The organism is Anaerosphaera aminiphila DSM 21120 (assembly GCF_900129925.1).
Taxonomy (GTDB): domain Bacteria; phylum Bacillota; class Clostridia; order Tissierellales; family Peptoniphilaceae; genus Anaerosphaera; species Anaerosphaera aminiphila.
The window spans coordinates 1-12,849 of sequence record NZ_FQXI01000018.1; the positions used below are offsets into that span (position 1 = coordinate 1).

The following is a 12,849-nucleotide window of genomic DNA, read 5'->3' on the forward strand; positions in this document are numbered from 1 at the left end:
TATCTATTTTTAAATGCAGAAAATAAAAATATTGCTAGGAAAGAATTAGAGAAATGGATAGAAAGAGCGAAACAATCAAAAATACCTGAATTCAAAGCATGTATTAAAGCTTTAGAAAACTGGAAAGAAGAAATACTTCATTATTTTGAAAGCAGATTTACCAACGGAAGAACGGAAGGATTTAACAATAAAATCAAAGTGATTAAACGAGTATCTTATGGATATCGTAATTTTGAGACCTTTAAGAAGAGGATTTTGTGGTGTTGCAGTTAATTTAAACAAAAAATTATAATAAAAATTGAGGTAGGAAAAAACCTACCCCAACATTTGACAATGAACCTTTAAAATTAATTTAGTAAGTACTTTTTAGAGAATGAAATATTAAACATTCTATTATGTCATATTATTTTACAATTTGGAAAATTTTATATATAATTGTAATGTTATAATAATATAAATGTGAAATTTAATATAAATAATTTATATGAGAAATTAGGGGGATAAAAATGTCAGAAGTTAGAGTTAGATTTGCACCAAGCCCAACTGGATATTTACACATTGGCGGTCTTAGAACGGCGCTTTACAACTATCTGTTTGCCAGAAAAAACGGTGGTAAGTTTATTTTGAGAATAGAAGATACAGACAGAACCAGATTTGTAGAAGGAGCAATTGAAAATCTTATAAACTCACTAAAGTGGTCCGGAATTGACTACGATGAAGGTGTATTTGTAGAAAATGGAAAAATTGTTCAAAAAGGTGACATGGGCCCTTACATTCAGTCGGAAAGACTTGAAATATATGAAAAATACGTAGATGAGCTAATAGAAAAAGGTGAAGCTTACTACTGCTTCTGTACAAAAGAAAGACTTGATAGAGTTAGGGAAGAACAGAGAATAAAAGGTCAAGTTCCAAAATATGATGGATTCTGTAGAGGAATTTCTTTAGAAGAAGCTAAAAAAAGAGTTGCTGCAGGGGAAGAACACGTTGTGAGATTAAAGCTTCCTAGAAATAAAGACATATCATTTATGGATGCTGTAAGAGGAAAAGTTACTATTAACTCTGATGAAATGGACGATCAAGTTTTAATGAAGTCAGATGGATTTCCAACTTACCACCTTGCAGTTGTAGTTGATGACCATCTAATGAAAATCACTCACGTTGTAAGAGGTGAAGAGTGGCTACCATCAACTCCAAAGCACGTATATTTATTTGAAGCACTTGGCTGGGAAGCACCGGAATTTGTCCATCTTCCAACAGTTTTAAATAAAGATAGAAAAAAACTTTCAAAGAGACAAGGAGACGTTTCAGTTGAGGACTTTAGAAGTAGAGGATATCTTCCTGAGGGACTTGTAAACTACCTTGCACTTGTAGGCTGGAGTCCGGAAGACGGAGAAGAAATAATGTCTATGGATGAAATGATAGAAAAGTTTACCTTTGAAAGAGTTGGAAAGTCCGGTGGAATTTTTGACAAGGAAAAATTAAATTGGGTAAATGCTCACTATATTAAAGAGTACCCACTAGATGCAATTGCAGAGTTGTCAATGCCATTCGTAGTAGATGCAGGGCTTATGACTGAAGAAGAAATAGAGAAAAAATATGACTGGTACTTGCTTTTAATAGATACAATTAGAGAGAGTCTAGATGTACTTGAAGAAGTTCCGGAAAAAATATCATTTTTATTTGGCGACTTGGAAGTTACAGAAGAAGATGCCCTTAATGAATTAAAAGGCGGTCAAGTACCAGACTTAATTGAAGCATTTAAAGAAGAGTTAAATGAAGTTGATGAAGTGGATATGGAATTTGCAAGTGGCGTTATGAAGAAAATTCAAAAGAAAACCGGCGTTAAGGGGAAAAATTTATTTATGCCAGTTAGAGCCGCAATTTCAGGAAATGTTCATGGACCGGAGCTTAAAAATATAATAGTTTTACTTGGAAAAGAAGGACTGTTAAATAGACTTAATGAAGTAGCAAAATATATGTAGTGTTTAAAGAGAAGCTGGTTTAACTGGCTTCTCTTTAATTTTTAGAAGATTTTAAATTAATAAAGTAGAATAAATTTAAAAGTATTTTTAGAGAACATCTTTTTTAAATTTTAAAAATATTTTTGCTTTTTTCTATTTTATAGCTATAAATATTTGATAATATGCCTTCAATATGGTATATTTATTTTGGAAGAGTTCTCTTTTTTAATTAGAGTGGGAACAAAAACTAACTAGCAGGACAAATCTGTGCCGGTGGTGATTATGTGAATATAGATTTGCTCAGTTCTTTTGTGCCGGAATTTAAAGAATATTTTATTAGAAGGTATGAAATACTCCAAATGCTCTCTCAAGAGGGGACTGTTGGTAGAAGGACTATTTCTACAAAACTGAATCTTTCAGAAAGAGTAATAAGAGATGAAATTAATAAATTAAAAGAAATGGAACTTGTGCTGGTTTCTTCAGCAGGAGTTACTATTACAGATAGTGGCAAAAATATAATAAAGAGTTTTTTAGAACTATATAGAGAATTTAACAACTTGACAGAACTGGAGCGAACTGTAGAAGAGATTTTAAATGTAAAAAAAGTTATAGTTGTCAAAGGTGATGTTTCAAAAGATGAATATGTTTTTGACAGTCTGGGTTCTGCAACGGCGAAGTTAATAGAAGGCATACTTCAAGATGGATATAAAATTGGAGTTACAGGTGGCAGGACGCTGTCTGCAATTGCAGATGAGATGAGCTTAAATACAAAGAGAAAAAATTTGACTGTCATTCCGGCGAGAGGTTCTCTTGGAAGAAGTGTTGGATATCAATCTAATTCAATTGCATCAAAACTCGCTCAAAAATTAAATGCAGAGTACCAAATACTTCCGGTTCCGGATACAGCCTCAGAAGAGGCAATGAAAATGTTAATGGACAACCAAGAGGTAAAAGAAGCTTATGAAAAGTTAAAAAACTTAGATGTTTTAATTTTTGGTGTGGGTAGAGCTGATGTAATGACTGGAAGAAGAGGAAGTAGTGATGAACTTAAGAGTAGTATTTTAAAAAGTGGAGCAGTGGCAGAAGCTTTTGGACACTACTTTAATATTAAAGGTGAAAAGGTTTATCACTCACAGAGTATTGGTATTACAATATCAGAATTTTTAAAGATTCCAAATGTAATTGGAGTTGCCGGTGGAGATGAGAAATCAGAGGCAATAATGAGTATTTCAACTTTAAGGTCTGATATGGTTTTAGTGATAGATGAAAGTGCAGCAAAGAGAATTGTTAATATTAGGAGGTAAAAAATGTCAGTAAAAGTTGCTATTATGGGTTTTGGAAGAATAGGTAGAGATGTTTTAAGAGGATGGTCCCTAAGAGAAAATCCTGGATTTGAAATTGCGTATATTGCAGATATAAATGCAGTTGATCACATTAAAGAGCATGCACATCTTTTTAAATATGACTCAATTTATAGAAAGTACCCAGGTACTGTAGAAGTAGTTGAAGATGGATTTGTAATAAATGGCAAAAAAATTACAGTGTTAAACGGAAAAGCTCCGGAAGATATGGAGTGGGGAAAACTTGGTGTTGATGTTGTAATTGAATCAACAGGCGCATTTACTCAAAGAGAAAAAGCTGAAGGCCATCTTAAAGCCGGTGCAAAAAAAGTTATTATAACAGCTCCTGCAAAGGGAGAGGACATTACAATAGTAATGGGAGTTAACGATGACAAATACGACAGCGCAGTTCACAACATTATCTCTAATGCATCTTGCACTACAAACTGTCTAGCTCCAGTTACAAAAGTTATTCTTGATAACTTTGGAATTGAAAGAGGGCTTATGAATACAATTCATGCCTACACAAATGACCAAAAAATTCACGATGCAATGCATAAAGACATGAGACGTGCAAGAATGGGTGCTGAAAATATAATTCCTACAACTACAGGAGCTGCTCAAGCTGTTGCAAAGGTAATTCCGGAAGTTGAGGGAATTTTAACAGGATTTGCTCTTAGAGTTCCAGTTCCAACAGGTTCAATAGTAGATGTTACTTTTGAAATTTCAAAAGATGCTACTAAAGAGGAAATAAATGCTGCAGTTAAAAAAGCTGCTGAAAATGAATTAAAAGGTGTTTTGGAGTACTCAGAGGAAGAGTTAGTTTCAAGTGATATAATTCAAAATCCACACTCTTCAATTTTTGATGCAAGCCTTACTTTAGTTCAAGATAGACTAATTAAGTGTGTGTCTTGGTATGATAATGAATGGGGATATTCTCAAAGAGTTATTGACTTAACGTCAAAAGTTGCAGGTTACTATAAAAATAAAGCGAGGACTCTATAGGAGTTTTCGCTTATTTATATTTGAGGGGAAAAAATGAAAAAAACATTAAAAAATTTTGATTTTAACAATAAAAAGGTATTAGTTAGAGCAGACTTTAACGTGCCTTTAGATGGAGATAAAATAACTAATGACGATAGAATAGTAAAGAGCCTTCCAACTATTGAATACATTTTAAATAGTGGTGGAACTGTAATACTAATGAGTCACTTGGGAAGACCTAAGGGAAAATATGTGGAGAATCTTTCACTAAAACCTATTGCAAATAGATTATCTGAACTATTAAATAGAGATGTTAAATTTTTAAATAGCGAAGAAGTTGTAGATGAAAGTGTTGAAAAAGAAGTGGCAAAACTGAAAAGTGGAGATATTGCTTTACTTGAAAATACTAGATTTGTTGAAGGTGAAGAAAAAAACGACGATATATTTTCAAAGAAATTATCAGATCTTGCAGATATTTATATAAATGATGCCTTTGGAACCAGCCATAGAGCTCATGCTTCAAATGTTGGAGTTTCAAAGTATTTACCGTCAGGAATTGGGCTTTTAGTTGAAAGAGAAGTTGAATATATTCAAAATGCAATTGAAAATCCGAAGCGCCCTTTTATTGCAATTATTGGTGGGGCAAAAGTATCAGATAAAATTGGAGTAATAGAAAACCTATTAAACAAAGTTGATAAGATAATAATCGTTGGAGCTATGGCATATACTTTTTTAAAGTCTCAGGGATATGAAGTGGGAAAATCACTAGTTGAAAATGACAAGTTGGACCTTGCGAAAAGTTTAATAGAAAAAGCTAAGGAAAAAGGTGTAAAATTAATACTGCCAATTGATTTTGTAGTTGCTACAGAAATTAAAGAGGGTATAAGTAAGAAGACGGTAGATTTTGATAAAATTCCAAAAGACCTTGAAGGCTTAGATATAGGAGTGAAGTCTAGAGAACTTATAGTAGATGAACTTCAAGGTGCAAAAACTGTAGTGTGGAACGGACCTGCCGGAGTATTTGAACTTAAGGATTTTGCAGAGGGGACTTTTGCAATTGCAAGAGCACTTGCAAATCTAGAGGGTGCAACTACTATTATAGGTGGCGGAGACTCTGCATCGGCAATTGAAAAAGCTGGTGTGGCAGATAAAATTTCTCACATATCTACAGGAGGAGGAGCAAGTTTAGAACTCTTAGAGGGAAAAGTTTTACCTGGAATTGATTGTATAGAAGATGAGGAGTGATTTTTTGAGAAAAAAGCTTATAGCTGGAAATTGGAAGATGAATTTAAATGTTACAGACACTAGAAAAATGTTAAGTGAACTTGTAGAAAAAAACTTAAATAGTGAAGTTGAAGCATTAATTTGTCCGCCCTTTACTTCTTTGGAAGCGGCTAGTGAAATACTAAAGGGTACAAATATAAAATTGGGAGCACAAAACGTAAGTGAATATGAGGACGGAGCAAGAACCGGAGAAATTTCCACAAATATGCTTAAGGATTTAAGTGTTTCCTATGTAATAATTGGACACTCTGAAAGAAGAACTTACTATGGTGAAACTGATGAAATTGTAAATGAAAAGATTAAAAGAACACTTTCTCAAAATTTAAAGGCTGTGCTCTGTGTTGGAGAAGATGAAGTAGAGAGAAGAGAAAACAGACATGAAGAAGTAGTAAAATCTCAACTTGAAAAGGGACTAAGAGAAATTTCAGAAAACACAGAAGACATTGTAATTGCCTATGAGCCAATTTGGGCAATAGGAACGGGAAATACTTGTAGCAGCGAAGATGCAGAGAGTATGTGTAAATTTATTAGAAGTAGTGTAGCAAATATTTTCAGCAGTGAAATAGCTGACAATATGAGAATACTCTATGGAGGTTCAGTAAAACCTTCCAATGTAAGAGAACTTATGAGTAATGAAAATATAGATGGTGCATTAGTTGGTGGAGCCAGCTTAAAAGCAGAAGATTTTCAAAGTCTTGTAAATTTTGGAGAATAAGATGAAACCGGTAATGTTAATTATTTTAGACGGACTGGGATTGGGAAAAGAATACAAGGGAAATGCAGTGTATCTTGCCAAAAAACCGGTGATAGATAGTTTAAGGGAAAACTGTCCAAATACAACGCTAAAAGCATCAGGTCTAGCAGTGGGTCTTCCAGAAGGACAAATGGGAAATTCAGAAGTAGGACACTTAAATATTGGGGCAGGTAGAGTTATATATCAAGACCTAACTAGAATATCAAAGTCTATAGAAGATGGAAGTTTTTATAAAAATGAACACTTTTTAAATTCAATTGAAAATTGTAAAAAAAATGGTTCAGCTCTTCACTTAATGGGACTTGTATCTAAAGGTGGAGTTCATTCTCACATGAATCATCTGCTTGCCCTTGTAAAACTTGCAAAGGACAACAACTTAGAAAGAGTTTATATCCATGCAATACTTGACGGTAGAGATGTGCCGCCTAATATTGGATTGGAAGATATAAGAGAGTTGGAAGAAAATTTAAAAGAAATTGGACTTGGAAAAATAGCCACTGTAAGTGGAAGATATTACGCCATGGACAGAGACAATAGGTGGGAGAGAACTAAACTTGCCTATGACACTTATACTCTTGGAAATGGAGAAAACTTCAGTAGTGCAGAGGAGCTTATTAAGTCAAATTACGAGAAAAATATATTTGATGAATTTGTAGTTCCGGGTTCTATTTTGGAAAATGAAAAGCCAATAGCCACTATAGAAGATAATGACAGTTTAATATTTTTTAACTTTAGACCTGATAGAGCAAGACAAATTGTAAGAGCTCTAGCTGATGAAAATTTCAGTGGATTTAAGAGAGAAGTCTTTAGAAAAATTGATATAACTACTATGACTCAGTATGACAGGACTATACCAAATGTTCACATTGCCTTTAGCGAGACAATTCCACAAAACACATTAGGTGAGGTCTTGGCAAAAAATGGCAAGAGACAACTTAGAATTGCAGAAACGGAAAAATATGCACACGTTACATTTTTCTTTAATGGAGGGAGAGAAGAGCCCTTTGAAGGAGAAGACAGAGTGCTGGTTCCATCGCCAAAAGTTGCAACTTACGACTTAAAGCCTGAAATGAGTGCTGAAGAAGTTACCGAAAATGTATTGGAAAGACTTGATATGAAAAAGTATGACTGCATTATTTTAAATTTTGCAAATCCGGATATGGTAGGGCATACAGGTTCAATACCTGCAGCAGTAAAGGCAATAGAAACTGTAGATAGCTGTCTTGGTAAAATACTGGACAAATTAAAAGAAGTTGGTGGAGCCGCACTGGTTACAGCTGATCATGGCAACAGTGAAGTAATGCTTACAGATGACAATAAACCGGTGACAAGTCATACTACAAATTTAGTTCCACTTTATTTATTTGGAGTGGAAGATGTTGAATTAGAAGAGGGAAGACTTTGTGATTTATCTCCAACCATTCTTCAACTGTTAAATATAGAACAACCTGAAGAAATGACTGGAAAGAGTTTGATAAAGGAGAAATAAAATGAGTTTTATAACAAGTGTTTATGCAAGAGAAGTATTAGATTCAAGGGGAAATCCCACTGTTGAAGTAGAAGTTAGAACTGAAAGAGGTGGATTTGGAAGGGCAAGTGTTCCAAGTGGAGCGTCTACTGGAATTCACGAAGCGGTTGAACTTAGAGACGGTGGAAAAAGATACCTTGGAAAAGGTGTGTTAGATGCAGTAAATAATGTAAATGAAAAGATTGAAAAGGACTTAACTTTTTTTAATTGTTTTGAACAGGCTTCTATAGATAATTACTTAAGAAGATTAGATGGAACTGAAAACAAGTCAAAACTTGGAGCAAATGCAATACTTGGAGTTTCTCTAGCTGTGGCAAAAGCTGCTGCTATGGAGCTTGGAATTCCACTTTACCAATATATTGGAGGAGTAAATGCAAAAGTTTTACCTGTTCCAATGATGAATATTTTAAATGGTGGAGAACATGCCGACAACAATGTGGACATTCAAGAATTTATGATAATGCCAGTGGGAGCAAATAGCTTTTCAGATGCATTGGAAATGGGAGCTACAGTTTATCACAATTTAAAAGCAGTTTTAAATGAAAAAGGCCTTTCTACAGGAGTGGGAGATGAAGGCGGATTTGCACCAAACTTAAGTAGCAATAAAGAAGCTCTAGATATAATAGTAGAAGCCATTGAAAAATCAGGATATAAGCCTGGAGAAGACATATATTTGGCACTAGATGTGGCAGCTTCTGAATTTTACAATGAAAACAAAACTTACCATATGAAGGGCGAAGACAGAATATTTAATTATAAACAATTAGTTGACTACTATGTAGAACTAGTGGACGAATATCCTATAATTTCCATTGAAGATGGATTAGACGAAGATGATTGGCTTGGATGGAAGTACATGACAGACGAATTGTCTTCAAGAATACAATTAGTTGGAGACGACTTATTTGTAACAAATACAGAAAGACTTAAAATGGGAATAGAACAAGGTGTATCAAATTCTATTTTAATAAAGTTAAATCAAATAGGAACACTTACAGAAACACTAGATGCAATAGAACTTGCAAAGCAAAATAACATGACAGCAGTAATTTCTCATCGTTCAGGAGAAACTGAAGACGCTACAATTGCTCACTTAGCCGTTGCAACAAATGCAGGATTTATAAAAACCGGTGCTCCGGCAAGATCTGAAAGAGTAGCTAAGTACAACCAACTTTTGAGAATAGAAGACCAACTTGGAGACGTAGGAGAGTACAAGGGTTTTGACAGTTTTTACAACTTAAAAAAATGAAAATTTATTTTATAAGACATGGAATAGCGGAAGCCTTTGCCAATTCGGACTTTGAAAGAGAGCTTACTACAGAGGGCAGAATTAAACTAAGTGAAACCTTTGACAACTTTGCAAGAGAATTTACAAGTGATGACTATAAAATTTATAGTTCACCACTTGTAAGAGCTATTCAAACTTGTGAAATCTTATGTGAAAAGTTAGATACGGACTATGAAATAAAAGACCATCTAGCAGGAGCAAGTTTAGAAACTGTACTAAGTGATTTAAGAGAATCCGACCATAGTACCTATATATTAGTGGGACATGAACCCTATATATCGGATTATCTATATAAAATAACAGGAAAATTTCAAACAGTGAGCAGAGGTTCAATTCACGAAGTAGAAATATAAAAGGTGGCATACAAGTTGTGTGCTACCTCTAGTTTTTAAAAACAATACTTATAAATATCTACTTAATTAATAAACTTATGTATGGGTATAAATAAATTGATTATAAGAATAACAAGGAGGAATAATATATGGAGAGAAAAGTAAAAGGGAAAGTTACCGGTTTTAAAACGCAAGATGGAGCTGGTGTAAACTTAGTTCGTGTTTTGGGAAATACTACAGTAAAGCAATATGATCCTTTTTTAATGTTGGATTCATTTGACAGCAAAGATCCTAATGACTATACTGCAGGATTTCCAATGCATCCACATAGAGGGATTGAAACAATAACTTTTTTATCAAGTGGAGAAATAGTTCACAGAGACAGCTTGGGAAATGAAGGTACTATTCGTCCGGGAGAAGTTCAGTGGATGACAGCAGGCTCAGGAATACTTCACGAGGAAATGCCACAGGCTGCAGAGAGAATGTTGGGAGTTCAAATTTGGTTGAATTTGCCACAAAAAGACAAGATGACAACTCCTGAATACCATGAAATAGGAAGAGATTTAATAGAAGAAATAGAAATTGAAGGTGGATTACTTCGCCTAATAAGTGGAAGTTATAAAGAGTTCAGTGCTTTTCAGGGAAAATACCTACCGGTGGACTTCTATGACATTCATTTAAAAGCAGGTAAAAGTTTTACAATACCTACAAAAGAAGACGAAGAAGTTTACTTGTTTTTGTTGGAAAATGATGCAATTGTAGCCGGAGAACACATTCCGGTTAAAACAGCTGTTGCAACAGAGCCTGGAACTAGTATAGATATTGAAGCACTGGATAAAAATATTGAAATACTGTTTTTAAGTGCACCTAAATTAGATGAGCCTGTAGCTTGGGGTGGACCAATTGTAATGAATACTAAGGCTGAATTAGAAAGAGCATTTGCAGAGTTGCAAAGCGGAATGTTTATAAAGGATAAACCAAAAGAGTAAACAAATGTAGTAAAAAGCAACAAGTGATAGAGTTTTTTTATCACTTGTTGCTTTTTTAATTTTAAAATTTATAAAACAAGAAAAGTATTTTATAATACTTTTTTTCTTCTGTGAAGATTAATTGCTCCTCTATTTCTCAAAAGCACAACGGCCAAGACAAAGGCAGCTATTTCTGCTATGGGAACTCCCAGCCAAATCATCATAGGATTGGAAAATTTACTCATAGCCCAAAGTGCAGGAACTAAGAATATTGCAGAGCGGGATAGAGAAATTAGTATTGAAGACATATAGGACTGTGTTGATGCAAATAGCGAAGAAGTAATTACGTTAATTCCTACTATAGGCAGTGCTATAAAGAATATATTAATAGCCTTTAATGTCATGTTAAACAATTCTATATCAGAAGAGGATAAGAATATACTAACTAAAATCGGTTTAGAAATAAATAGTAAGACATATCCTAAAACACCTGTTATAATTGCAGTTTTAACAGAGAAGATGTATATTGAGGATACACTTGCATTATCACCGATTCCGTAGTACTTACTAATAAGAGGTTGAGTTCCTTGACCTGTTCCCAAAAACACAGAGAGTAAAATTAAATTTATATACCCTATTACGCCAAATGCTGCTAGTCCGTTTTCTTGTAATTTGCGAGATAAAAATAAATTGCAGAAAAATGTAGTAAGTCCAAGTGCAAATTCCATTGTAAAAGCCGGAATGCCGCCAATTATAATTTCCCTTATAATTTTAAACTTTACAGTTATTTTTTCAATATATAAGTCACCTTGCTTTAATAAAAAGTGAGGCATTAATATTAAAATTCCCACAACTGGTCCAAGTCCTGTTGCGATAGCAGCACCTTTTATTCCCATTTGAAGAGGTGCCATAAAAATATAGTCCAGTGCTATATTTAAAACTGCTCCAATAATTTGACCTGCCATTGCAAGTTCGGGCTTTCCGTCATTTCGCACCCAGGTTCCAAGGGCATAATTAAGTACAAAAAATGGAACGAATGCAATAAACCAAACAAAATATTCCACAGCCTCTGCATGAATTTTCTCAGTTGAGCCTAAAATAGAGACAATTGAATTTTTAAAAATCAATGAAAATATAGTAATGAAAATTGCCAGAACAACAGAAATTAAAAGTCCGTGATTAAAATAATTACGAGATAATTGGATATTGCCCTTTCCCTTATTAATTGAAATATAAACGCCGCATCCAACTGAAATCATAAGGCTTAGTGCAATTAAAAATTCCACCACCGGTACTACCACAGTTACAGCTGCAAGTGCATCACTGCCTAGAATTTTTGCAACAAATATTCCGTCAACTACAATATAAAGAGAGTTGAATAAAAGCCCAATAATTCCCGGACCGATGTATCTGCCAAGTTCTTTTTTTGTGATTTGCATAAAATCATCCTTTCTTAAACTTTGAAAATAATAAAAAAAGGAGATAGTCCTGCGTTGTGAACGTAGGCCTATCTCACAAACAAACTATCTCCGGCGAGAGTATTCATTTCCCTCATATAATAGCAAAGAAAAATTATAGTGTCAAATTAAAAAAATTACAATTTTTAAAGTGTAATAAAATTATTGATAAACAATAAAAATTAGTTGATAATCGTGAAAAAATTTAATATAATTTTAAGCATAAAGGAAGTGAAAATTTGTGAAAAAATTTAATGTAACTTTTATTAAAATTTTATTATTATTGCTATTAATTGTTTTAGGGTTGTTTATTCCATTGTTGTCAAATTTTTCGAAAGAAGTTGCCAATATTGAACCGACATTTTCATATATGCGAATTCCAATGCTAATACTTTGTGTAAGTGTAGTATTATCTGCAATGTCTGCAATAGGTTTTGGACTTTTGGCACTTAGAAAATATGGAAGTGGAGAAGTTTTCAAGTTAAAAACAGTTAGATATTTGCAAGGTTCAAGTCTTTCTTTTTTTGTAGGAGTATTAATTCAAATATTAATTATTATTTACACAGAAATAAATGTAAGTGGTTCTATAACAAATTTATATGTGTTATTCGGTGTAATAATATTTTCTTTGGGGAACCAAATTTTTAAATTAATAGCAGATGTAGTTAGTAAGGGCATAGAAATAAAAGTAGATAATGATCTGACAATTTGAGGTGAAAAATGGCTATAATCATAGATTTAGATGTAATGTTGGCGAAAAGAAAAATGAGTTTAACAGAATTGTCGGAAGAAGTTGGAATAACTATTTCAAATCTTTCTATATTAAAAACTGGAAAGGCTAAGGCAATAAGATTTTCTACGCTTGAAGTAATATGCAAAGTACTTAATTGTCAGCCGGGGGATATTCTTCGATATGAGGGAGATGAAAGTTAAATGTCAGAAAAAAATATAAG

The 12,849-nt window shown here is 33.5% G+C and carries 13 protein-coding genes; 12 read left to right on the forward strand and 1 reads right to left on the reverse strand.

Annotated elements, in window-relative coordinates; all coding sequences use genetic code 11:
* The 10 genes from BUB47_RS08870 to BUB47_RS08915 form a co-directional block, all read left to right on the forward strand.
* Window positions 1-273, forward strand: a 273-nt coding sequence (locus tag BUB47_RS08870; RefSeq protein ID WP_143270636.1) for a transposase, incomplete at its 5' end; no start/stop codon positions are given.
* Between the two features lie 233 nt (window positions 274-506).
* The gene (gene gltX, locus BUB47_RS08875) at window positions 507-1,982 is read left to right on the forward strand and encodes a glutamate--tRNA ligase (RefSeq protein ID WP_073185528.1); all 1,476 of its coding nucleotides are present in this window, start codon (window positions 507-509) and stop codon (window positions 1,980-1,982) included.
* 263 nt (window positions 1,983-2,245) lie between these two features.
* A complete protein-coding gene (locus BUB47_RS08880) occupies window positions 2,246-3,265 on the forward strand; it encodes a sugar-binding transcriptional regulator (RefSeq protein WP_083529188.1) in 1,020 nt (339 codons plus the stop codon).
* A 3-nt stretch (window positions 3,266-3,268) separates the two neighbouring features.
* Window positions 3,269-4,306 (forward strand): type I glyceraldehyde-3-phosphate dehydrogenase, encoded by a 1,038-nt coding sequence (gap, locus tag BUB47_RS08885; protein ID WP_073185530.1) that lies wholly within the window; start codon window positions 3,269-3,271, stop codon window positions 4,304-4,306.
* A gap of 33 nt (window positions 4,307-4,339) precedes the next feature.
* A complete protein-coding gene (locus BUB47_RS08890; RefSeq protein ID WP_073185532.1) occupies window positions 4,340-5,530 on the forward strand; it encodes a phosphoglycerate kinase in 1,191 nt (396 codons plus the stop codon).
* A gap of 4 nt (window positions 5,531-5,534) precedes the next feature.
* Window positions 5,535-6,284 (forward strand): triose-phosphate isomerase, encoded by a 750-nt coding sequence (gene tpiA, locus BUB47_RS08895; RefSeq protein WP_073185534.1) that lies wholly within the window; start codon window positions 5,535-5,537, stop codon window positions 6,282-6,284.
* Window position 6,285: 1 nt separating this feature from the next.
* Window positions 6,286-7,812, forward strand: coding sequence for a 2,3-bisphosphoglycerate-independent phosphoglycerate mutase (gene gpmI, locus BUB47_RS08900; RefSeq protein WP_073185535.1), 1,527 nt, complete (start codon window positions 6,286-6,288; stop codon window positions 7,810-7,812).
* Window position 7,813: 1 nt separating this feature from the next.
* Entirely contained in the window at window positions 7,814-9,100 is a 1,287-nt protein-coding gene (gene eno, locus BUB47_RS08905) for a phosphopyruvate hydratase (RefSeq protein WP_073185537.1), read from the forward strand.
* Window positions 9,097-9,492 (forward strand): SixA phosphatase family protein, encoded by a 396-nt coding sequence (locus BUB47_RS08910; RefSeq protein ID WP_073185538.1) that lies wholly within the window; start codon window positions 9,097-9,099, stop codon window positions 9,490-9,492. Before eno ends, BUB47_RS08910 begins: the two co-directional genes overlap by 4 nt.
* Window positions 9,493-9,620: 128 nt before the next feature.
* Complete coding sequence (locus BUB47_RS08915) at window positions 9,621-10,460, forward strand: pirin family protein (protein ID WP_073185540.1); 840 nt, start codon at window positions 9,621-9,623, stop codon at window positions 10,458-10,460.
* An 89-nt stretch (window positions 10,461-10,549) separates the two neighbouring features.
* On the opposite strand, the gene BUB47_RS08920 is transcribed toward BUB47_RS08915, so the two are convergent.
* Window positions 10,550-11,878, reverse strand: a complete 1,329-nt coding sequence (locus BUB47_RS08920; RefSeq protein ID WP_073185542.1) for an MATE family efflux transporter — start codon at window positions 11,876-11,878, stop codon at window positions 10,550-10,552.
* A gap of 259 nt (window positions 11,879-12,137) precedes the next feature.
* Here BUB47_RS08920 and BUB47_RS08925 point away from each other — a divergent pair, with 259 nt between their 5' ends.
* Window positions 12,138-12,608: a DUF2975 domain-containing protein gene (locus tag BUB47_RS08925; RefSeq protein ID WP_073185543.1), complete on the forward strand. Its 471-nt coding sequence runs from the start codon at window positions 12,138-12,140 to the stop codon at window positions 12,606-12,608.
* An 8-nt stretch (window positions 12,609-12,616) separates the two neighbouring features.
* Window positions 12,617-12,829: a helix-turn-helix domain-containing protein gene (locus tag BUB47_RS08930; RefSeq protein ID WP_073185545.1), complete on the forward strand. Its 213-nt coding sequence runs from the start codon at window positions 12,617-12,619 to the stop codon at window positions 12,827-12,829.
* Window positions 12,830-12,849 lie beyond the last annotated feature (20 nt).